At 41.3% G+C, this 21,944-nt stretch carries 21 protein-coding genes; all 21 read left to right on the top strand.

What is annotated here, in order from left to right; genetic code table 11:
* Positions 1 to 118: 118 nt before the first annotated feature.
* The 21 genes from sigG to pyrE all read left to right on the top strand — a co-directional run bounded on the left by sigG (position 119) and on the right by pyrE (position 21,944).
* Positions 119 to 898, top strand: coding sequence for an RNA polymerase sporulation sigma factor SigG (sigG, locus tag JFU24_RS08080; protein WP_053345248.1), 780 nt, complete (start codon positions 119 to 121; stop codon positions 896 to 898).
* Between the two features lie 236 nt (positions 899 to 1,134).
* Positions 1,135 to 1,404: a YlmC/YmxH family sporulation protein gene (locus JFU24_RS08075; protein WP_053345249.1), complete on the top strand. Its 270-nt coding sequence runs from the start codon at positions 1,135 to 1,137 to the stop codon at positions 1,402 to 1,404.
* A 56-nt stretch (positions 1,405 to 1,460) separates the two neighbouring features.
* Positions 1,461 to 2,294 carry a peptidoglycan editing factor PgeF gene (gene pgeF, locus JFU24_RS08070; protein ID WP_201249831.1) on the top strand — a complete coding sequence of 278 codons (834 nt, stop codon included), beginning with the start codon at positions 1,461 to 1,463 and terminating at the stop codon, positions 2,292 to 2,294.
* A complete protein-coding gene (locus JFU24_RS08065; RefSeq protein ID WP_201181512.1) occupies positions 2,291 to 2,968 on the top strand; it encodes a YggS family pyridoxal phosphate-dependent enzyme in 678 nt (225 codons plus the stop codon). Before pgeF ends, JFU24_RS08065 begins: the two co-directional genes overlap by 4 nt.
* Before the next feature lie 14 nt (positions 2,969 to 2,982).
* Positions 2,983 to 3,447 (top strand): cell division protein SepF, encoded by a 465-nt coding sequence (locus JFU24_RS08060; protein WP_201181511.1) that lies wholly within the window; start codon positions 2,983 to 2,985, stop codon positions 3,445 to 3,447.
* A 6-nt stretch (positions 3,448 to 3,453) separates the two neighbouring features.
* Positions 3,454 to 3,720, top strand: a complete 267-nt coding sequence (locus JFU24_RS08055; RefSeq protein WP_053345253.1) for a YggT family protein — start codon at positions 3,454 to 3,456, stop codon at positions 3,718 to 3,720.
* A 140-nt stretch (positions 3,721 to 3,860) separates the two neighbouring features.
* Complete coding sequence (locus JFU24_RS08050) at positions 3,861 to 4,634, top strand: YlmH family RNA-binding protein (RefSeq protein WP_201181510.1); 774 nt, start codon at positions 3,861 to 3,863, stop codon at positions 4,632 to 4,634.
* 85 nt (positions 4,635 to 4,719) lie between these two features.
* Positions 4,720 to 5,235 carry a DivIVA domain-containing protein gene (locus tag JFU24_RS08045; RefSeq protein WP_053345255.1) on the top strand — a complete coding sequence of 172 codons (516 nt, stop codon included), beginning with the start codon at positions 4,720 to 4,722 and terminating at the stop codon, positions 5,233 to 5,235.
* 396 nt (positions 5,236 to 5,631) lie between these two features.
* Positions 5,632 to 8,400, top strand: coding sequence for an isoleucine--tRNA ligase (gene ileS, locus JFU24_RS08040; protein WP_201181509.1), 2,769 nt, complete (start codon positions 5,632 to 5,634; stop codon positions 8,398 to 8,400).
* Between the two features lie 252 nt (positions 8,401 to 8,652).
* Positions 8,653 to 9,111, top strand: coding sequence for a signal peptidase II (gene lspA / locus JFU24_RS08035; RefSeq protein ID WP_053345257.1), 459 nt, complete (start codon positions 8,653 to 8,655; stop codon positions 9,109 to 9,111).
* A 4-nt stretch (positions 9,112 to 9,115) separates the two neighbouring features.
* Positions 9,116 to 10,033: an RluA family pseudouridine synthase gene (locus JFU24_RS08030; protein ID WP_201221465.1), complete on the top strand. Its 918-nt coding sequence runs from the start codon at positions 9,116 to 9,118 to the stop codon at positions 10,031 to 10,033.
* Positions 10,034 to 10,226: 193 nt separating this feature from the next.
* Complete coding sequence (pyrR, locus tag JFU24_RS08025) at positions 10,227 to 10,772, top strand: bifunctional pyr operon transcriptional regulator/uracil phosphoribosyltransferase PyrR (protein ID WP_056527097.1); 546 nt, start codon at positions 10,227 to 10,229, stop codon at positions 10,770 to 10,772.
* Positions 10,773 to 10,954: 182 nt separating this feature from the next.
* Positions 10,955 to 12,244 carry a solute carrier family 23 protein gene (locus JFU24_RS08020; RefSeq protein ID WP_201181507.1) on the top strand — a complete coding sequence of 430 codons (1,290 nt, stop codon included), beginning with the start codon at positions 10,955 to 10,957 and terminating at the stop codon, positions 12,242 to 12,244.
* 196 nt (positions 12,245 to 12,440) lie between these two features.
* The gene (locus JFU24_RS08015) at positions 12,441 to 13,376 is read left to right on the top strand and encodes an aspartate carbamoyltransferase catalytic subunit (RefSeq protein ID WP_098175396.1); all 936 of its coding nucleotides are present in this window, start codon (positions 12,441 to 12,443) and stop codon (positions 13,374 to 13,376) included.
* A complete protein-coding gene (locus JFU24_RS08010) occupies positions 13,339 to 14,625 on the top strand; it encodes a dihydroorotase (RefSeq protein ID WP_201249830.1) in 1,287 nt (428 codons plus the stop codon). The genes JFU24_RS08015 and JFU24_RS08010 overlap by 38 nt, the downstream gene beginning before the upstream one ends.
* On the top strand, positions 14,622 to 15,728 hold the full coding sequence (locus tag JFU24_RS08005; RefSeq protein WP_098175394.1) for a carbamoyl phosphate synthase small subunit: 1,107 nt from the start codon (positions 14,622 to 14,624) through the stop codon (positions 15,726 to 15,728). Before JFU24_RS08010 ends, JFU24_RS08005 begins: the two co-directional genes overlap by 4 nt.
* The gene (gene carB / locus JFU24_RS08000; RefSeq protein WP_201181504.1) at positions 15,707 to 18,913 is read left to right on the top strand and encodes a carbamoyl-phosphate synthase large subunit; all 3,207 of its coding nucleotides are present in this window, start codon (positions 15,707 to 15,709) and stop codon (positions 18,911 to 18,913) included. The genes JFU24_RS08005 and carB overlap by 22 nt, the downstream gene beginning before the upstream one ends.
* Entirely contained in the window at positions 18,910 to 19,689 is a 780-nt protein-coding gene (locus JFU24_RS07995; RefSeq protein ID WP_053345264.1) for a dihydroorotate dehydrogenase electron transfer subunit, read from the top strand. The genes carB and JFU24_RS07995 overlap by 4 nt, the downstream gene beginning before the upstream one ends.
* Positions 19,686 to 20,627 carry a dihydroorotate dehydrogenase gene (locus tag JFU24_RS07990; protein WP_053345265.1) on the top strand — a complete coding sequence of 314 codons (942 nt, stop codon included), beginning with the start codon at positions 19,686 to 19,688 and terminating at the stop codon, positions 20,625 to 20,627. Before JFU24_RS07995 ends, JFU24_RS07990 begins: the two co-directional genes overlap by 4 nt.
* Positions 20,599 to 21,315 (top strand): orotidine-5'-phosphate decarboxylase, encoded by a 717-nt coding sequence (gene pyrF, locus JFU24_RS07985; protein ID WP_201249829.1) that lies wholly within the window; start codon positions 20,599 to 20,601, stop codon positions 21,313 to 21,315. Before JFU24_RS07990 ends, pyrF begins: the two co-directional genes overlap by 29 nt.
* Positions 21,309 to 21,944, top strand: coding sequence for an orotate phosphoribosyltransferase (gene pyrE, locus JFU24_RS07980; protein ID WP_056526619.1), 636 nt, complete (start codon positions 21,309 to 21,311; stop codon positions 21,942 to 21,944). The genes pyrF and pyrE overlap by 7 nt, the downstream gene beginning before the upstream one ends.

The following is a 21,944-nucleotide window of genomic DNA, read 5'->3' as shown; positions in this document are numbered from 1 at the left end:
ATGCTTTGAATGCAATAATGAAAAATAATGGTGATTTTCTGTTCAAGCCTTGTGCATATTTTTTTCTCCCGCGGAAATACTGTTTTTTGTACAGCGCTCCTGTGAGGAGGGAATAATTTTGTCTCGTAATAAGGTTGAAATCTGCGGTGTGGATACATCAAAATTACCGGTTTTAAAGAATGAAGAAATGAGAAAACTCTTTAAAGAACTGCAAGATGGCGATATTTCAGCAAGAGAGAAACTGGTAAACGGGAATCTTCGACTCGTTTTAAGCGTTATTCAGCGCTTTAACAATCGGGGAGAGTATGTAGATGATCTATTTCAGGTAGGCTGTATAGGGTTGATGAAGTCGATAGATAACTTTGACTTAGGTCAAAATGTTAGGTTTTCAACGTATGCTGTACCAATGATTATTGGAGAAATCAGAAGATATCTCCGTGACAATAATCCGATTCGAGTTTCCCGTTCTTTAAGAGACATTGCTTACAAAGCTTTGCAGGTTAAAGAAAAGCTCATTAGCCAAACTCTTCGAGAGCCGACAGCTGAAGAAATCGCCAAAGTGTTGGAGGTACCTCATGAAGAAATTGTTTTTGCATTAGATGCAATACAAGATCCAGTTTCCCTTTTTGAACCGATTTATAATGATGGCGGGGATCCGATTTATGTACTCGACCAGCTGAGTGATGAGAAAAACAAAGATAGTACTTGGATTGATGAAATAGCAATAAATGAAGGCATGAGACGGTTGAATGACCGGGAAAAAATGATTCTTCGAAAACGGTTTTTCCAAGGGAAGACGCAAATGGAGGTAGCTGAGGAAATCGGCATTTCACAAGCGCAGGTCTCCCGATTGGAAAAAGCAGCAATTAAGCAAATGAATAAAAATATCCAACAGTAGAAGCTGAGCATGAGAAAAAGTTGGCTGAAGCGGGTAGGGACAAAACGTCCAACTACCCGCTTATCAGCAACTTATCCATAGCGGCTTTTTTATTATGTTTAAAAACTCTGAAGAAGTACTTCACAAACACCATGAAGGTACGTTTATTTATTGTAATCTTCATCCTTAAGTGAATCATGTCATATACATAGAAATAGGACCTTCATTTATGATGAAAATTTGAGGAGCTGAGTGAAATGACTAGAATTTCTGAATTTCAAATTAAGGATATCGTCAATATAGCTGATGGGAAGAAATTAGGTAATATGTCAGATCTTGAAATCAATACAGCTACAGGGAAGATTGAAGCGATTATAGTCTCCAATGGCACCAGGTTAATGGGGTTTTTCGGGAGGGAACAGGACATCGTGATTCCTTGGCGTAAAATAAAAAAAATCGGTGCGGATGTCATTCTTGTTGAACATCAGACAGTATTTCAAGCAGAACTGAAAGATGAAAGGTTTTAGAGGGTGCAGGGTGCAAATATATGATACACTAGACTAAAAATAAAGAGGTTTAAATCATGAAAGAACCATTTGTTATAATAGAAGACCAATATTTGCTCATTGACAGCTGGAGACATCAAAACCTCCAGCTTGTAGCGGGCTTCTCCACGAAAGATGGGGGAGTTAGTTCTGGAAACTTTAAAACGTTGAATACCGGTTTTCATGTAGGGGATAAGCTAGATGATGTCCAGGAAAACCGCCGAATTTTAGCAGAAAAGCTATCTTTTCCGCTCGATGAATGGATAGGAGCCGAGCAAACGCATGAAACATATATCCAGCAAGTGACCAGTCTCGATGCCGGGAAAGGCGCAGCAGATTATGCTTCAAGCTTTAAGGCTACCGACGGGTTTTATACGAAGGATAAAAATGTTTTATTGACCCTTTGCTATGCTGACTGCGTGCCCTTATATTTTCTGGCTCCAGCACATGGTATGATTGGAGTGGCGCATGCTGGCTGGAAGGGTACCGTTAATGGAATTGCACGAAAAATGGTTGAAGCTTGGCAGAGTAAGGGTATAAAGTCAACGGAGATATTTGCTGTAATTGGACCATCGATTTGTTCAAAGTGCTATGTTGTTGATGATAAAGTGATAGATTTGGTGCAGAATTTGCTGGAAGATAATGACGAAAAGCCCTATAATTTAATCAGCGAAGGACAATATCATTTAGACCTTAAACAGCTTAATGCAATGGTTCTTCAAAAATCGGGAATTCCAAAAAGTCAGATTGAAGTGACATCATATTGTACAAGCTGTAATCATGACTTGTTTTTTTCGCATCGCCGTGATAACGGAAAGACAGGTAGATTGATGAGTTTTATTGGTTGGAAGGAGGATTTAGGGAAGCAGTGAAAGTAGTAGATAATTTAAAAAACATCGAAGAAAAGATAAATAAAGCATGTGAAATTAGTGGAAGGAACCGTGATGAGATAAAGTTAATCGCGGTGACGAAATATGTTTCCATTGAGAGAGCAAAAGAGGCCTTGGAAGCAGGCATATTCGATTTAGGTGAAAATCGAGATGAGGGTTTATTGAATAAATATGAAGTGCTGAAGGATGAACCAAACTGGCATTATATTGGCTCCATGCAAACACGCAAAGTAAAGAATGTCATTGATAAAATTTCGTATATTCATTCATTGGATCGTATTTCTTTGGCAGAAGAAATACAAAAACGGGCAAATGAGCCGATAAACTGTTTAGTCCAGGTTAACGTTTCAGGTGAAGAATCTAAACATGGAATAGATCCTGAAGCGGCACTTGATTTTATACAAGGGCTATCGACTTTAGATAAGGTAAATGTTGCTGGATTAATGACAATGGCGCCTTTGACAGATGATGAACAATTATTGCGCAGATGCTTCCGAAAATTAAAGGGACTTCAAGTGGAAATCCAAAAAGCTGGCTTAAGACATGCTCCATGCACTGAATTGTCCATGGGGATGTCCAATGATTTTACGATTGCGATTGAGGAAGGCGCTACAATGATTCGCATTGGTACAGCACTGGTAGGCGAAGAATTATAAGGAGGTACGCATAGATGACGTTCGTATCAAAATTTAAATCTTATTTCGCGCTGGATGATGAGTATGAGTACAAGGAAGAAGTGGTGGAAGAAGAGGAGGCTGAACAAAAAGTCGTGAAATCAGGTAAACAACAGCAGCCCACTTCTACAGGAAATAACTCCAATAAGAATATCGTAAGTTTGCAAAGCGTACAGAAATCTTCTAAAGTAGTATTGTTGGAACCTCGTGCTTATGCAGAAGCCCAAGAAGTTGCGGACCATTTGAAAAACCGTCGTGCCGTTGTTGTGAACCTTCAGCGGATTCAACATGACCAAGGAAAGCGAATCATTGATTTTTTAAGTGGAACTGTCTATGCAATCAGCGGGGATATCCAAAAAATTGGAACAGATATATTCTTATGTACTCCGGATAACGTCGATGTTTCGGGTAATATTACCGGTTTCGCCGCCGAAGAGGAGTATGAAGAAGCGAGGTGGTAATGTTTAATGGGTTTAGTGCTTCAAGGTTTATATTATTTAATTGAAATTTATTCAATGGCATTAATCGGTTACATATTAATGTCATGGTTCCCTAATGCTCGGGAAACATCGATTGGCCAATTCCTGGAAAAGATTTGCGAACCTTATTTAGAACCGTTCAGAAAATTTATACCACCCCTTGGCATGATCGACCTTTCACCGCTTGTGGCCTTGTTGGTTCTTAACTTTGCCAGCGGATATGGAATCTATTATCTGCAAACTTTAATCGGGTGATTAACTTTTAATCTGAAAATGCGTATTTCTTACTACACAGTTGGATAATGCCCCACTGTGTAGTAGCGCAACGAAGAAGTCAATATTTATATCCTGATGAGCGACCATTAATTAGACAAGTAAGGAGCAATTATTCAATCATGAGTATTTATCAGCATTTCAGGCCGGAGGAAAAGGATTTTATCGATCAGGCAGTGAATTGGATTGACCAGGTGAAAAATTCTTATGCTCCAAAACTTTCTGATTTTCTCGATCCGCGTCAGCAGGAAATCCTTTCTTCCTTATTAGGGAATGATTCGGATGCAAAGCTGCAATTTTATGGCGGGAGTGATTTCGTTGAACGAAAACGTGTGCTCATTTACCCTGATTATTACTCTCCTGAACCATCAGATTTCAATATCTCCTTATACGATATCTCCTATCCAAAAAAATTTGTTACATTAGAGCACAGGCAAATACTTGGAACCTTGATGTCTCTGGGGGTAAAACGTGAAAAATTTGGTGATATAATAGTGACAGAGGAGCAAATTCAATTTATCGCTGCCGAAGAGATGGATTTATATCTCGTAGGAAACCTAGAAAAAATCGGTAGCGCTTCCGTTACGATTAAAAGGCTTCCCATCGAGAATATCATCAAGTTGAAAGAAAATTGGGAAGAGCAAGTAACTACTGTTACTTCTTTAAGGCTTGACAGTGTTTTATCGTCCGTCTTGAATATTTCTCGTCAAAAAACACAAGTGCTGATAACATCGGGAAAAGTAAAGGTGAATTTTAAGCAAACAGATAATGTTTCGGAAGAATGCCGCGAGGGTGATACACTTTCTATCAGAGGTTTTGGTAGATGTAAATTAGCCTCAATAGATGGAAAAACCAAAAAGGATAAGTGGAGAATCTCATTAGGCAGACAAAAATAATTCAATCGCAAGCAGGATTCATACATTTATTGTCGAATATAGAGTTTTAACATACTAGAGTAGAAACCGTTCTGGAGGTGCCGTAATGCCCTTAACCCCGATAGATATACATAACAAGGAATTTGGTAAAGTATTTCGAGGGTATGATGAAGATGAAGTAAATGAGTTTCTCGACCAGGTCATTAAAGATTATGAACTGATTTTGAGAGAGAAAAAAGAACTTGAAGAAAAATTAAACGAAACTTATGATCGTTTAGGACATTTTACGACCATTGAGGGTACACTTAATAAGTCGATTATTGTCGCACAGGAAGCAGCAGAAGAATTAAAGCGCAATGCTCAAAAAGAAGCCAAGCTGATCATTAAGGAAGCTGAGAAAAATGCTGATCGGATCGTCAATGAGTCGCTTGTGAAAGCAAGAAAAATAGCGATGGATATTGAGGATTTGAAAAAGCAGTCAAAAGTATTCCGGACACGTTTTAAAATGCTTGTCGGAGCACAGCTTGATTTGCTGGACAATGACGATTGGGATCATCTTCTTGATTATGAAGTAGATGCGACTGAAATAGAACTAAATGAAAGAGTGGAAGAGGAAATTTAAAGGTTTCCTTGACTTTAAACACTTTTTTCGCATATAATTTTTTAACAATACTATTCATGATGACATTAGACGATGACAGGGACAGTAGATTCTTCAAACACTTATATTTAGCGAGCCGGGGATGGTGCAAGCCCGGAATAAGCGAAGAATTTGAATATCACCCTTGAGTTCTGAGTTGAACCTGCTGTTGCAGTAAGTAAACGATGCGTTTCATTCACGTTACGAATGCTCGAGAGGATGGATTCGCTTTATTGTGAATCTTTCTAGCCAGGGTGGTACCGCGGGAAGCAAAGCTTTCTCGTCCCTTTTTTAGGGATGAGAGGGCTTTTTATTTTGTCCGGATATCAAGTCATCGGTTCGAATGAATTTGTGTAAAGACGGATGGAGGATTTTATAATGGAATATAAAGATACCTTATTGATGCCTAAAACTGAATTTCCAATGCGTGGTAATTTACCGAAACGTGAGCCAGAAATCCAGGAAAAGTGGAAAGAAATGGACATTTATAAAAAAGTGCAAGAACAAACTGAAGGACGCCCTTTATTTATTTTGCATGATGGACCTCCATATGCAAACGGCGATATCCATATGGGCCATGCAATGAATAAAGTTTTAAAGGATTTCATTGTCCGCTTTAAATCAATGAGCGGTTTTCAAGCACCATATGTACCGGGCTGGGATACGCACGGACTACCGATTGAAACGGCACTAACTAAAAAAGGTGTAAAGCGGAAAGAAATGAGCGTAGCTGAATTCAGAAAGCTATGTGAAGAGTATGCGTACGTACAGATCAACAATCAACGTGAGCAGTTTAAACGTATTGGGGTTCGCGGAGATTGGGAGAATCCTTATATTACCCTAAAACCTGAATATGAAGCACAACAGATCAAGGTTTTTGGTGAAATGGCGAAAAAAGGCTATATCTACAAAGGAAAAAAACCTGTTTATTGGTCTCCTTCAAGTGAATCAGCCCTAGCGGAAGCTGAAATTGAATATCAAGACAAACGTTCTGCATCTATCTATGTTGCTTTTGAAGTCACAGATGGAAAAGGTGTAATTGAAGAAGGCGTAAAAATCATTATTTGGACAACAACACCTTGGACGATTCCAGCTAACCTTGGAATCTCATTGCATCCACAATTAAATTATGTGGTGGTATCTGTCGAAAATGAAAAATATTTAGTAGCTGAAGCTCTTCTTGAATCAGTTACAGAAACTCTAGGCTGGGATAACCCAACTATATTGAAATCGGTAAAAGGTAGCGAACTGGACCGTGCCGTTGCTAAACACCCTCTTTATGACCGGGAATCACTTGTGATGTTGGGCGAGCACGTAACAACTGAGGCTGGTACTGGTTGTGTTCATACTGCACCTGGACACGGGGAAGATGACTTTATCGTCGGGCAAAAATATGGCTTGGATGTTCTTTGTCCTGTAGATGAAAAAGGTGTCATGACAGAAGAAGCAGGGGAATTTGCAGGATTATTTTATGATCAAGCAAACAAACCAATTACGGAAAAATTAACAGAAGTGGGCGCACTATTGAATTTGACGTTCATTACCCATTCTTATCCACATGACTGGCGGACGAAGAAACCGACTATTTTCCGTGCAACGGCGCAATGGTTCGCGTCAATTAAAGACTTCCGTGGTGAACTGCTAAAAGCGATTGAAGAAACGAAATGGGTGCCGGCATGGGGTGAAACACGCCTGTTTAATATGGTCCGTGACCGTGGAGATTGGTGTATTTCCCGTCAGCGTGCATGGGGCGTGCCAATTCCAGTATTTTATGCAGAAAATGGTGAACCAATCATCACGGATGAAACAATCAACCATATTTCAGAATTATTCCGCGAACAAGGGTCAAACATCTGGTTCGAACAGGAAGCGAAAGATCTTCTTCCAGAAGGGTTTACCCATGAAGGCAGCCCGAACGGTATCTTCACGAAGGAAACGGATATCATGGATGTATGGTTTGACTCAGGTTCTTCCCATCAAGCAGTACTTGAAGAAAGAGATGATCTGCAGCGTCCTGCTGACCTTTATTTAGAAGGTTCGGATCAATACCGCGGCTGGTTTAACTCATCTCTTTCAACAAGTGTGGCTGTAACAGGAAAAGCACCATATAAAGGTGTGTTAAGCCACGGGTTCGCTTTGGATGGTGAAGGCCGTAAAATGAGTAAATCGATTGGGAACGTTGTACTTCCATCTAAAGTCATGAACCAACTTGGCGCAGATATTTTACGCCTTTGGGTTGCTTCTGTGGATTACCAATCAGATGTAAGAGTTTCAGATCCGATTTTAAAACAAGTTTCTGAAGTGTATCGCAAAATCCGCAATACATTCCGCTTCCTGTTAGGTAATTTGGATGGCTTTAATCCTGATACTGATAAAGTGGTATTCCAAGAATTACGTGAAGTCGATCAATATATGCTAGTAAAATTGAATAAGCTGATTACTCAATCGAAACAAGGCTATGAGAATTATGAGTTTGCTACAATTTATAATATGGTCAATAACTTCTGTACGCAGGACTTAAGTTCGTTCTACCTTGATTATGCGAAAGATATTTTATATTGTGAAGCACCTAACGGTAAAGATCGTATGGCGATCCAAACGGTTCTTTACGAATCATTGGTCGGCTTAACGAAATTGGTGTCACCAATTCTTTCTCATACAGCTGATGAAGTATGGGCGTTCATTCCAGGTGTAACGGAAGAAAGTGTACAATTGACATTGATGCCCGAAGCAATTTCAATCGATAATGCTGAAGCCATTGAAGAAAAATGGACGGCATTTATGGATGTCCGTGATAATGTCTTAAAAGCATTGGAAGAAGCTCGTAATCAGAAAGTTATCGGAAAATCACTGAACGCAAAAGTGATGGTATATGTAAATGAAGAAACAAAGAATCTGCTTGATAGCATCGAAGAGAGCTTTGAACAGTTATTCATCGTATCCGAGTTTGTAATCGCTGGCGATGTGGCAAGTGCCCCAGCAGAAGCGGTAAAACTTGAGGATATTGCTATTCTTGTAACAAAAGCAGAAGGTGAAACGTGTGAACGTTGCTGGAATGTTTCAAAAGAAGTAGGCCAAGTGGAAGAACATTCAACACTTTGTCCACGCTGTGCAACTGTAGTGAAAGAGCATTATGTGAATCAATAATTTAAAAGGAGGGCCGGTTCCCATTAGATGAGGGGACCGGCCTTTTTCATGGGAAATGGTATCTAGTGTGTGAAACAACCAAAATCATTTGCGAAAATAAATTGTTTCCTAAAAAAGGAAAAGAGCACCTTGTCAGCCCAAGCTTATATTCTCCACGTGCTGATTGAGGTCTTCTGTTTTTCGTATTAGTCATTATTTCTAGTTTATGCTACAATTCAAAAGTGAAGATTTGATTAGTTTGGGGGAAAAAATGTGTTTTATTACTTAATTGCCCTTTTGGTCATAGCTTTCGATCAGCTGACAAAATGGATGATTGTGAAAAAAATGGAGTACGGAGAAAGCATTGAAATTATTGAAAACCTTCTATATATCACCTCGCATCGTAACCGTGGGGCCGCATGGGGAATTCTACAAGGTCAAATGTGGTTTTTCTACATCATCACCATCGCTGTCATTATTGGACTTGTCTATTATATTCAGAAAATGGCGAAGGAAAGCCGTTTGCTTGGAGTTTCACTTGCGCTCATGCTAGGCGGTGCGATTGGTAATTTTATCGACCGTGTTGTTCGTCAGGAAGTAGTCGATTTCGTTCATACCTATATATTCAGCTATAGTTTCCCGGTATTTAATGTTGCTGATGCTGCGCTTTCAATTGGTGTCGGACTGCTCGTGATTCATATGTTTTTAGAAGAAAAAAACGCTAAGGAGTAAGATAATGGATAAAAGGTTATACAGCATCGATGAAACACTAAAAGGCGTTAGGATTGATAAGGCTCTTTCTACATTAAATGAGGAATGGTCACGTACTCAAGTCCAGCAATGGATTAAAGATGACCACGTTTTAGTTAATGGGTCTGCAATAAAAACGAATTACAAATGTATTACAGGCGATACAATTGAAGTAACGATTCCTGAACTTGAGGAATTGGATGCAGTCGCTGAAGAAATGAATTTGGATATCTATTATGAAGATGCAGATGTGCTGGTTGTTAATAAACCGAGCGGTATGGTAGTCCACCCAGCGCCAGGACATGTATCTGGTACCCTTGTAAATGGATTGATGGCTCACTGCCAGGATCTTTCTGGAATCAACGGTGTAATGCGTCCAGGTATCGTCCACCGAATCGATAAAGATACATCAGGTTTATTAATGGTTGCTAAAAATGATATGGCGCATGAAAAGCTTGTTCAGCAACTGGTTGATAAAACTGTTACCCGTAAGTACCAAGCTGTAGTTCATGGGGTTATCCCGCATGACTTCGGAACGATTGACGCTCCAATTGGCCGTGATAAAAAAGAACGCCAAAGCATGACGGTGACAGACTCTAACTCCAAAAATGCTGTAACTCATTTCCGTGTCATCGAACGTTTCACTGCTTTTACTTTGGTGGAATGTCAGCTTGAAACAGGAAGAACTCATCAAATCCGTGTTCATATGAAATATATCGGATTCCCGCTTGCAGGAGATCCAAAATATGGTCCGAAGAAGACGTTGAAGTTAGATGGACAAGCATTGCATGCCGGTTTGCTTGGTTTCGTTCATCCTCGTACAAATGAGTATATGGAATTCGAAGCACCAGTTCCGGAAGAGTTCGAAAATCTTATTAATCAATTACGTAGAAGTAAGGATTGACAATAGAGTTTTTATGATATATTATAATAATAACTTAATGAGAACCTTTAACACAGTCCAGAGAGACTGAGAAGGAAACGGATACGCTAAATGGGATAATTGTACCCATAGCGATGAAATCCTCACGCCTTCTGGGTGTGAGGATTTTTTGTTAAAGGGGACCAATCAGATGAAAGAATTCGGGGTGGCCAATATGTTGAATGAGAAAGCAATAGTACTTGATGAACAGGCCATTAGCAGAGCCTTGACGAGAATTGCCCATGAGATTATTGAGAAAAATAAGGGGATTGAGGATTGCGTCTTAATTGGGATTCGTACACGCGGGATTTTCTTGGCTGACCGACTTGCAAAGCGCATCAATCAAATAGAAGGTAAAGAAATTCAGTTAGGTGAACTTGATATTACACTTTACCGCGATGACCTATCGAAAAATACGAATGATGGTGAACCGGTCGTAAAAGGTTCAGACATTCCAGTCAATATTAGCGATAAGAAAGTGATTTTAGTAGATGATGTTCTCTTTACCGGTAGAACCGTTAGGGCGGCAATGGATGCACTTGTGGATCTGGGAAGACCTTCACAAATCCAGCTCGCAGTATTAGTTGACAGAGGACATAGAGAGTTGCCGATCCGTGCAGATTTCGTTGGGAAGAACGTTCCAACATCACAATCGGAAAAAATCACCGTTACTTTAACAGAAGTAGATGAAGTAGATCAAGTCACTATACTAGAAAAATAAACAACAACATGAAAATTAAATAAAACCCTTTTAAAGACAGTCCAGAGAGGCTGGCAAAGGGGAGTGAATTGGGAGATCTATGCCTATGTATAGGTAATGATCTTCTGAGAAACCCTCTTTGTGTAATACTGCAAAGAGGGTTTTTGCAGTTTTGATGCAATTTTCATGAGGGGGATATGAAAATGGAAGAAATAAAAAGTGACGTCGTACTTGATGTTGAAGACGTACCTAGAGTTGGCCAGTGGATAACATTAAGTATCCAGCACCTATTCGCAATGTTTGGTGCAACGGTGTTAGTGCCATTCCTAGTAGGGTTAAGCCCGGCTGTGGCTTTGGTTTCAAGCGGCTTAGGAACATTATCCTACTTGTTGATTACCAGAGGTCAAATACCTGCTTATCTCGGTTCATCCTTCGCCTTCATCACGCCAATTATTTTGGCAAAGGCGTTGGGCGGACCGGAAGCGGCCATGATTGGCTGCTTTGCAGCAGGACTCATATATGGAATAGTAGCCTTGATTATCCAAAAAGTCGGTTTACGCTGGTTAATGAATTTGCTGCCTCCGGTTGTGGTTGGACCAGTTATCATTGTAATCGGGTTAAGCCTCGCTGGAACGGCTGTAGACATGGCGATGTATGATCCGCAAGATAAATACAGTGTCACATATATTATAATAGCGCTAATAACTTTAGCGGTAACCATTATCTGTAACGTTTTCTTTAAAGGATTCATTAACTTGATTCCCATTTTAATGGGAATTATAGTTGGCTACAGCTGTTCAGCAGTTGCGGGAATTATAGATTATGAACCAATTAAATCTGCACAATGGTGGGAAATGCCGAAATTCATGTTTCCTTATATAACCTATACACCAATCTTTTCATGGGAAGTCATTGCTATCATGGTCCCTGTGGCCGTCGTCACATTATCAGAACATATCGGCCACCAGATGGTACTGAGTAAAGTAGTTGGCAGAAACTTTTTGGAAAAGCCCGGTTTACATCGATCCATCCTAGGGGATGGAGCCGGAATCATGATCGGTTCCCTCATCGGTGGGCCACCACTAACATCATATGGTGAAAATATCGGCGTTCTGACGATGACAAAGGCATTTAGCGTGTATATCATCGGCGGAGCTGCTTTAACTGCAATCGTCTTTGGCTTTAACGGTAAGATTTCAGCAGTCATCAGCTCGATTCCTACAGCTGTGATGGGTGGAATATCAATTTTACTTTTCGGTATCATCGCTTCAAGCGGATTAAGGATGCTGATTGATAATAAAGTTGATTTTGATAAAAAACGCAACATGATGATAGCTTCAGTCATCCTGGTACTTGGAATCGGCGGAGCGTTTGTACAATTATCGGATAAGGTATCGCTATCTGGAATGGCCCTTTCAGCGATTGTTGGAATCTTGCTTAATTTGATATTACCGGACAGAGAAAAAATTTCCGGAGACATCTTTGAAAAATAAGTCAAACTGTATCACACAATATATCACCTTTTAAAAGAAGTCCAGAGAGGCTTGAAAGGGTGTTGCTGTAAAGACAAATGAGAACGGGAAATAAACAGCCCTAGTTCTTGCAAGTCTTTATTACCTACACCCTGTCCTTAATGGCGGGGTGTTTTTTTACCCCGCATCACAACAAATTGTGAAAGGAGCAGGATCAATGAAAAAATTATTGACGATGAATGAATTGACCATAACTGAAATTGAAAAAATTCTACAAGAAGCAGAGGGGTTTGCTAATGGAACGAGCTGGAACCCTAAACAGCAGACCATGGTTGCCAATCTATTCTTTGAACCAAGTACACGTACGAAATCAAGCTTTGAAATGGCTGAAAGAAAATTAGGTCTTGAGGTCATTCCTTTTGATGCCGGGACATCATCCGTTTTAAAAGGAGAAACCTTATATGACACAGCAAAAACGTTTGAATCAATCGGTGTCAATGCCTTAATTATCCGCCATGAACAGGATAATTACTTTGATGAACTAAAAGAAAAACTCAACATTCCAATAATCAATGCAGGTGATGGTTGCGGAAATCATCCAACGCAGTCATTGCTGGACTTATTGACGATAAAACAAGAGTTTAATAGTTTTACCGGTCTGAAGATTGCAATAATTGGGGACGTAATGCATAGCCGGGTGGCAAAATCGAATGCAGAAGCCTTAACTCGTCTAGGAGCGAATGTCGTATTTTCAGGTCCGCCTGAATGGTTTGATAGAAATAACAGCTTAGGGAGATATGAAGACATCGATCAAGCGATAGCGACATCAGATGTGGTTATGCTACTTCGGATTCAGCACGAAAGACATAATGAAAAATACAATCAGGCAAATGGGGATTATTTGGAAAGATTCGGTTTAACCAAACAACGTGAAAAAAATATGAAACCGGGTGCGATCATCATGCATCCTGCACCAATAAATCGCGGCGTTGAAATTGACAGTGATTTAGTCGAATGTAGCCGTTCAAGAATTTTTAAACAAATGCAAAATGGTGTGTTTATTAGAATGGCCGTATTAAAAAATGTGCTAGAACAATTTGAGGGAGGAATTATCCATGAAAACTGTCATCAAAAATGGAGTATTGCTAGATAATCAAAATTCATTCAAGAAAGCAGATATTGAAATAGAAGGAAAAATCATCACGAAAATCGGAGAGAACCTGGCAACAGAAAATTGTGAGGTAATAGATGCCAAAGGGTTACTTATTACACCAGGATTTATTGACCTGCATATCCATTTACGTGAGCCAGGCGGCGAGCATAAAGAAACAATAGCAACTGGAACGCTTGCAGCAGCAAGAGGCGGTTTTACCACTGTAGCGGCGATGCCTAATACAAGACCTGTTCCTGATACAATTGAAAATCTTGAAGCACTTAACCGGAAAATTGAAGAAACAGCACATGTTCGTGTACTGCCTTATGCATCCATCACGATTAGAGAGGCTGGCAAAGAATTGACTGACTTTTCTTCTTTAAAACAAACTGGGGCTTTCGCCTTTACAGACGACGGCGTTGGTATCCAAGAAGCCGGAATGATGCTGGCTGCGATGAAACAGGCTGCCGCTCAAGATATGGCTATTGTTGCTCATTGTGAAGATAATAGCTTAATCAATAAAGGCTCTGTACATGAAGGAAGATACTCCAAAGAACAAGGAATCAATGGAATCCCATCTGTATGCGAAGCTGTACATATAGCCAGGGATATCCTGCTTGCGGAAGCAGCGGACTGCCATTATCATGTTTGCCACATTTCTACGAAAGAATCGGTGAGAACTGTAAGAGATGCCAAACGCGCCGGTATCCGGGTCACCGCGGAAGTTACACCTCATCACTTATTGCTGTGTGAAGATGATATCCCAGGACTTGATCCGAATTATAAAATGAACCCGCCTTTAAGAGGACGAGAAGATCGTGACGCATTGATCGAAGGCCTGCTGGACGGAACAATCGACTTTATTGCTACAGATCATGCTCCGCATACAGCTGAGGAAAAAGCTCAAGGGATGAAGCTAGCTCCTTTTGGAATTGTGGGACTAGAAACGGCCTTCCCGCTGCTTTACACAGAATTAGTCAAAAAGGATGTAATCACATTAAAGCAATTGGTCGACTTCATGACAATCAAACCATCTGAGAGTTTCTCACTTCCTTATGGACAGCTAAAGGAAGGTGCTACGGCTGATATCGTATTAATCGATTTGGATACGGAAAAAGAAATTAATAAAGAAGAGTTTGCTTCAAAAGGTAAGAATACACCTTTTAATGAAAAGAAATGCTATGGCTGGCCAGTTATGACGATTGCAGAAGGAAAAACAGCTTGGGAAAAAGGACGTGTTCAAGGATGAAAAGACAGCTTATTTTAGAAGATGGAACGGTATTCCTCGGCGAAGCATTCGGAGGGGACGTAGAAAAAATAGGTGAAGTTGTTTTTAACACAGGGATGACAGGGTATCAGGAGATTTTATCTGATCCATCTTATTGCGGCCAAATAGTTACGCTAACTTACCCGCTAATCGGAAACTACGGAATAAACCGAGATGACTTTGAATCTATCAATCCAGCGATATCAGGGTTCGTCGTTAAGGAAACAGCTGATCTTCCTTCCAACTGGCGCAACCAATTATCTCTTGATGAATATTTGAAAATGAAGAACATACCTGGCATAAGTGGAATTGATACGAGAAAGCTGACAAGAATCATCAGGAAATCAGGTGCACTTAAAGGAGCGCTCTGCAATATCAATAAAGATGCTGAAGAGATTGTTTCCCAGCTAAAAGCAACGGTGATTCCTTCTAATCAAGTGAAGCAGGTTTCAACAAAAGCTGCCTACTCAAGTCCTGGAAGAGGCCCACGAGTCGTTCTTGTTGATTATGGCATGAAGCATGGTATTTTACGCGAATTGACGAAGCGTGGTTGTGATGTTGTGGTTGTACCTTATAACGTTACGGCAGAGGAAGTGCTGCAATATCATCCAGATGGAGTGATGCTTTCAAACGGTCCTGGAGATCCGAAAAGTGTTCAGGAAACGCTTGAAATGATTCGTATAGTGCAGAAAGAAGTACCGCTATTTGGAATTTGCCTGGGTCATCAGTTATTCGCGCTGGCTAACGGTGCAGATACAGCAAAATTGAAATTTGGTCATCGAGGATCAAACCATCCGGTTAAAGACCTTCGTACTGGAAAAGTATCCATCACTTCTCAAAATCATGGATATACAGTCGAGGAGCTTTCTATTGAAAACACTGACCTTGTTGTGACACATACAGCATTAAATGACGATACAATTGAAGGCTTACGCCATAAAAAATATCCGGCTTTCACAGTTCAATATCACCCGGAGGCTTCACCTGGTCCGGAAGACGCCAACTACTTATTCAATGAATTTTTACAAATGATTGAAGCTGCACCTACGAAGGGGGAAAAAACATGCCAAAACGCACAGATATAAAAAGCATCCTAGTAATTGGTTCTGGTCCAATCGTAATCGGCCAGGCTGCTGAGTTCGATTATGCAGGAACTCAAGCATGTATTGCCTTAAAGGAAGAGGGGTACCGAGTAATCCTAATTAACTCAAACCCTGCCACAATCATGACAGATAGCGAAATGGCGGATGCGGTATATATCGAGCCGATCACTCTGGAATTTGTTAGCAAAATCATCCGTAAAGAGCGCCCTGATGCTCTGCTTCCGACTCTAGGAGGACAAACGGGTTTGAATATGGCTGTTGAACTAGCCGATGCAGGGATTTTGGAAGAATGCAATGTGCAGATTCTTGGTACGAAGCTTTCCGCTATCCAACAAGCAGAAGACCGTGATTTGTTCCGAACCCTGATGAACGACCTTGGGGAACCTGTTCCTGACAGCGATATTATTCATAATTTGGATGAGGCTTATACGTTCGTGGAACGAGTCGGCTATCCAGTTATCGTACGCCCAGCCTTTACACTAGGTGGAACAGGCGGCGGGATTTGTGATAACGAAGAGCAGTTAATCGAGATTGTTGAAGGTGGCCTAAAAAGCAGCCCGGTTCATCAATGTCTGCTTGAGAAGAGTATTGCCGGTTTTAAAGAAGTGGAATATGAAGTAATGCGTGACTCCAATGACAATGCGATTGTCGTTTGTAATATGGAAAACTTTGATCCTGTAGGAGTTCATACAGGAGACTCTATTGTTGCGGCACCAAGCCAAACGTTAAGTGACAGAGAGTATCAAATGCTTCGAAATACGTCATTGAAGATTATCCGCGCCTTGAAAATTGAAGGCGGATGTAATGTTCAGCTTGCGTTAGATCCAAACAGCTATCAGTATTATGTCATCGAAGTTAACCCAAGGGTTAGCCGTTCGTCAGCACTTGCTTCAAAAGCGACGGGATATCCGATTGCAAAGCTTGCGGCCAAGATAGCGGTTGGTTTGACACTTGATGAAATGATGAACCCGGTTACAGGTAAAACATATGCCAGCTTTGAACCTGCGCTTGACTATGTAGTCACGAAAATTCCACGCTGGCCTTTTGATAAGTTCGAAAGCGCCAACCGTAGACTCGGTACACAAATGAAAGCCACTGGAGAAGTCATGGCAATCGGTCGTACATTTGAAGAATCAATTTTAAAAGCTGTGCGCTCCCTTGAAGCAGGACTTTATCATCTCGAGTTGAACGACGAGTTCGAGGATGAAAAAATAGAAAAAAGGATTCGGAAAGCAGGAGATGAGCGGTTATTTTATATCGGTGAGGCACTAAGAAGAGGCAAAACAATCGAAACCATTCACGAATGGAGCCAGATCGATTTATTCTTCCTGCATAAGCTGAAAAAGATTATCGACTTTGAAAAAGAGCTTCGTGAACATTCATTCGATTGTGAAGTCCTGAAGAAGGCTAAGGAACTTGGCTTTTCTGATAAAACGATTGCAGATATATGGGAAGTTACTGAAAAGAAAATTTATGAGTATCGGAAACAACAAGGAATCGTGCCGGTTTATAAAATGGTCGATACATGCGCAGCGGAATTTGAATCGGAAACACCATATTTTTACGGAACATACGAAGATGAAAATGAATCAATTGTTACAGATAAGAAAAGTGTCATTGTGCTAGGATCGGGTCCAATACGGATTGGACAGGGGGTAGAGTTTGACTACGCGACCGTCCATTCAGTCTGGGCCATCAAAGAGGCAGGCTATGAAGCGATCATCATCAACAACAATCCGGAAACGGTTTCGACGGATTTCAGTATATCTGACAAGCTTTATTTCGAACCATTAACACTTGAAGATGTGATGCATGTTATCGATTTGGAAAAACCAGAAGGTGTTATCGTCCAATTTGGTGGTCAGACTGCCATTAATCTTGCAGATGGTCTTGTTGAAAGAGGAGTGAAGATCCTAGGTACTTCTCTAGAAGACTTGGATCGTGCGGAGAATCGTAATAAATTCGAAAGTGCTCTTAAGGATTTAGGAATTCCGCAACCAAAAGGTAAAACGGCCACATCTGTAAATGAAGCTATCGTCATAGCTGAAGATATCGGCTATCCAGTTTTAGTAAGACCTTCGTATGTTCTCGGAGGAAGAGCAATGGAAATCGTCTATAAACAAGAAGAATTGCTGCATTACATGAAAAATGCGGTGAAAATCAATCCGGATCATCCTGTCCTGATTGACCGTTACTTAACGGGGAAAGAGGTCGAAGTCGACGGGATTTCTGATGGCGAAACGGTCGTTATTCCTGGAATCATGGAGCACATCGAGCGCGCAGGCGTCCACTCCGGTGATTCGATTGCCGTCTACCCTCCGCAAAGCCTAACGGAAAAACAAAAAGAAGTGATCATCGATTACACGACTAGATTGGCAAAAGGCTTGAATATTATCGGTCTCTTGAACATTCAATATGTCATCAGTGATGACGAAGTGTATGTCATTGAAGTAAATCCGCGTTCTAGCCGCACGGTTCCATTCTTAAGTAAGATCACGAATGTGCCGATGGCGAACTTGGCTACGAAGGTCATTTTAGGACACTCTCTTGAAAGCCAGGGCTACCAATCCGGTATAGTTCCGGAACAAAGCGGAGTCTTTGTAAAAGTGCCGGTCTTCTCCTTTGCAAAATTAAGAGGTGTGGACATTTCACTCGGACCTGAAATGAAATCGACTGGTGAAGTAATGGGGAAAGACAGTACACTTGAAAAGGCTTTATACAAAGGGCTTGTTGCTTCCGGCTTCAAAATTCAAGGTCACGGTTCAGTCTTGTTAACGATATCGGATAAAGATAAGCAAGAAGCACTATTGCTGGCAAGACGTTTTCATAATATTGGCTTCAAGTTGATTGCCACAAGCGGAACCGCCGCCCTGTTGGAGCAATCTGGTATCCCAACTGCGGTTGTTGGTAAGATTGGTGAAGAGGGAAGAAACCTTTTGGATGTTATCCGAAATGGGGACGCACAATTCGTGATCAACACTTTGACGAAAGGGAAACAGCCGGAACGAGATGGTTTTAGAATACGTCGCGAATCTGTTGAAAATGGAGTGACATGTCTGACATCCCTGGATACAGCAGAAGCTATTTTAAGAGTGATTGAATCAATGACCTTTTCGGCAGAAGCCATGGGGAAAACGGAAAAAAGTCGTGAGGTGAGCTATACATGATCAAGAAGGAAACGATGAAGGTGTTGACTCATAAAGAACTGGCTCCATCCATATTTGAACTTACCCTACAAGGTGAATTAGTTTCAGAAATGAAGCAACCGGGCCAGTTTGTACACGTAAAGACAACTGAAGGCAACGAGCCTTTGTTAAGACGCCCGATTTCGATTTCTTCTTATAACAGTAGTGAAAAACAGTTCACGATGATATACCGGGCTGAAGGGAAAGGAACGACACTGCTGTCACAGTGTAAGCAGGCAGAAGGTGTAGATATCCTCGGTCCGCTTGGCAACGGCTTTCCGGTTCATGAAGCAAATAAGGGAGAAACAGCTCTATTGGTTGGTGGTGGGATTGGTGTCCCACCTCTGTATCAGTTATCGCAGATGTTGGTTGCTAAAGGAGTTAGAGTAATACATGTACTAGGCTTCCAAACGAAGTCTGCCATTTTTTACGAAAAAGAGTTTAGTAAATTAGGTGATACCTATATTGCCACAGTAGATGGATCGTATGGAACAAAAGGATTTGTTACGACAGTAATTGACAAGTTGGATACGGAGTTTGAAACAATCTTTTCCTGCGGGCCGACACCAATGCTAAAAGCATTGGAAGCGGGATATCGTGAAAAAAAGCTTTACCTGTCTCTTGAAGAAAGGATGGGCTGCGGAATTGGTGCGTGTTTTGCCTGCGTGTGTCATACAGGAGATGATCCGAATGGTTTCAGTTACAAAAAAGTATGCAGTGACGGACCCGTATTCCGGGCAGGAGAGGTGGTATTATGAGCAGACTTTCAGTTGAGTTACCAGGATTACACCTGAAAAATCCGGTCATGCCAGCATCTGGTTGCTTTGGATTTGGTCGTGAATACAGCCAGTTTTTCAACTTGGATGTACTGGGAGCAATTATGATTAAAGCGACAACTCCTGAGCCGCGGTTCGGTAATCCAACCCCGCGTGTTGCGGAAACTTCTTCGGGAATGCTGAACGCGATTGGTTTACAAAATCCAGGTTTGGCTAAAGTCATCAATGAAGAACTGGACTGGCTAAGTGGGTATGATGTTCCTATTATCGCTAACGTTGCGGGATCTCAAATAGCTGATTATGTAAAGGTAGCTAGTAACATCAGTAAGGTGGGAAATGTGAAGGCTCTTGAGTTGAATATTTCTTGTCCAAATGTAAAAGAAGGTGGCATCGCTTTTGGTACGGTCCCGGAAGTTGCCAAAGAGGTAACCAAGGCAGTCAAGGAAGTCTCCTCTGTGCCTGTTTATGTGAAGCTTTCTCCAAATGTCAGCAATATTGTGGAAATGGCCAAAGCGGTTGAAGATGGCGGTGCCGACGGGCTGACAATGATTAATACATTAGTCGGTATGCGTTTGGATTTAAAAACAGGTCGACCGATTCTATCGAACAAAACTGGTGGGTTATCGGGTCCTGCGATTAAACCAGTCGCTCTCCGGATGATTTATGAGGTAAGCCAGCAAGTTTCGATTCCAATCATTGGAATGGGAGGAATCGCTTCAGCGGAAGATGTCATTGAGTTTTTCTACGCAGGTGCGAGCGCTGTTGCAGTGGGAACCGCTAACTTCGTGGATCCGTTTGTATGCCCAACAATCATTGAAGAATTACCCAATCTGCTGGATGAGCTAGGATTTGATCATATTTCACAATGTACCGGAAGGAGCTGGAAGCAGAATGAAGCAGTCGCTAATTATCGCGCTTGATTTTCCCAACCTTATACAAACAGAACAATTTTTAAAACAGTTTTCATCTGAAAAACTAGCTGTAAAAGTGGGGATGGAATTATTTTATCAGAATGGACCGTCAATCATTTCTTACGTAAAAGAACAAGGCCACGATGTGTTTTTAGACTTAAAGCTTCATGATATTCCGAACACAGTCAAAAAGGCAATGACAGGTCTGGCAGCTTTAGGCGCTGACATGGTAAATGTCCATGCGGCAGGTGGCCGAAATATGATGGAAGCAGCTCTGGAAGGTCTAGATAGTGGAACAGCTGCAGGAAAAAAACGTCCGTTATGTATAGGGGTTACACAGCTGACAAGCACGTCACAGGAACAAATGAATCTTGACCAAAACATTGCCGGCTCTCTAGAGGATTCGGTGCTTCATTATGCAAAGCTTACTCAGCAGGCCGGATTAGACGGCGTTGTTTGTTCGTCGCATGAAGTAAAGACAATTCATGAACGTATTAGCCCGGAATTTTTAACGGTCACACCTGGTATCCGTAATGCAGGTGGCCAAACACACGATCAAGAAAGAATTGCCACGCCTGAACAGGCAAGAAATTTTGGAGCTGATGCCATCGTTGTAGGTAGAGCGATAACTGGGGCGAAAGATCCATTAACAGCATACTTAGATATGAAAGCAGCCTGGGAGGGAATATCATGTTAAACCAAACTATAGCCGAACACCTATTAGAAATTAAAGCAGTGTACCTACAGCCGAATGAACCATTCACATGGGCATCTGGAATTAAATCCCCTATATACTGCGATAACCGCTTAACCCTTTCTTACCCTGAGGTTCGCAAGGAAATAGCAGAAGGATTGAAAGTATTAATTGAACAGCATTTCCCTGAGGCTGAATTGATTGCCGGTACTGCAACGGCTGGCATTCCGCATGCGGCTTGGGTGAGTGAAAAATTAGATGCACCAATGTGCTATGTTCGCTCCAAAGCGAAGGAGCACGGTAAGGGCAATCAAATCGAAGGTCGCGCTGTTCCGGGACAAAAAGTTGTGGTTGTGGAAGATTTGATTTCAACCGGTGGAAGTGTAATTACGGCTGTTAACGCGCTTAAAGAAGCTGGCTGTGATGTCCTTGGGGTCGTTTCTATCTTTTCTTACGAACTGGAAAAGGGAAAAGAAAAGTTCCTTGCTGAAGGCATTACGAACTATTCATTAAGTGACTATTCTACCTTAATCAAAGTCGCTAACGAAAAAGGCTACATCACAGAAGGCGAACTGGAAAAGTTGAAAAAATGGCGGGAAAACCCAGAAGATACAGCGTGGATTTTAGCATAA

The sequence above is a fragment of the Peribacillus sp. TH27 genome, from assembly GCF_016650915.1.
GTDB lineage: Bacteria > Bacillota > Bacilli > Bacillales > DSM-1321 > Peribacillus > Peribacillus butanolivorans.
The sequence above is the reverse complement of the archived record's forward strand: the minus strand, read 5'-3'. Positions and strand labels throughout refer to the sequence as shown.

Coding starts and splice junctions, on each gene's coding strand:
- JFU24_RS07995 (WP_053345264.1), top strand. CDS start 18,910: ATGATCAAGAAGGAAACGATGAAGGTGTTGACTCATAAAGAACTGGCT.
- JFU24_RS08060 (WP_201181511.1), top strand. CDS start 2,983: ATGACGTTCGTATCAAAATTTAAATCTTATTTCGCGCTGGATGATGAG.
- JFU24_RS08030 (WP_201221465.1), top strand. CDS start 9,116: ATGGATAAAAGGTTATACAGCATCGATGAAACACTAAAAGGCGTTAGG.
- pyrR (WP_056527097.1), top strand. CDS start 10,227: ATGTTGAATGAGAAAGCAATAGTACTTGATGAACAGGCCATTAGCAGA.
- JFU24_RS08075 (WP_053345249.1), top strand. CDS start 1,135: ATGACTAGAATTTCTGAATTTCAAATTAAGGATATCGTCAATATAGCT.
- JFU24_RS08020 (WP_201181507.1), top strand. CDS start 10,955: ATGGAAGAAATAAAAAGTGACGTCGTACTTGATGTTGAAGACGTACCT.
- JFU24_RS08005 (WP_098175394.1), top strand. CDS start 14,622: ATGAAAAGACAGCTTATTTTAGAAGATGGAACGGTATTCCTCGGCGAA.
- JFU24_RS08050 (WP_201181510.1), top strand. CDS start 3,861: ATGAGTATTTATCAGCATTTCAGGCCGGAGGAAAAGGATTTTATCGAT.
- JFU24_RS07990 (WP_053345265.1), top strand. CDS start 19,686: ATGAGCAGACTTTCAGTTGAGTTACCAGGATTACACCTGAAAAATCCG.
- ileS (WP_201181509.1), top strand. CDS start 5,632: ATGGAATATAAAGATACCTTATTGATGCCTAAAACTGAATTTCCAATG.
- JFU24_RS08055 (WP_053345253.1), top strand. CDS start 3,454: ATGGGTTTAGTGCTTCAAGGTTTATATTATTTAATTGAAATTTATTCA.
- pgeF (WP_201249831.1), top strand. CDS start 1,461: ATGAAAGAACCATTTGTTATAATAGAAGACCAATATTTGCTCATTGAC.
- carB (WP_201181504.1), top strand. CDS start 15,707: ATGCCAAAACGCACAGATATAAAAAGCATCCTAGTAATTGGTTCTGGT.
- JFU24_RS08045 (WP_053345255.1), top strand. CDS start 4,720: ATGCCCTTAACCCCGATAGATATACATAACAAGGAATTTGGTAAAGTA.
- pyrE (WP_056526619.1), top strand. CDS start 21,309: ATGTTAAACCAAACTATAGCCGAACACCTATTAGAAATTAAAGCAGTG.
- JFU24_RS08010 (WP_201249830.1), top strand. CDS start 13,339: ATGAAAACTGTCATCAAAAATGGAGTATTGCTAGATAATCAAAATTCA.
- JFU24_RS08015 (WP_098175396.1), top strand. CDS start 12,441: ATGAAAAAATTATTGACGATGAATGAATTGACCATAACTGAAATTGAA.
- pyrF (WP_201249829.1), top strand. CDS start 20,599: ATGAAGCAGTCGCTAATTATCGCGCTTGATTTTCCCAACCTTATACAA.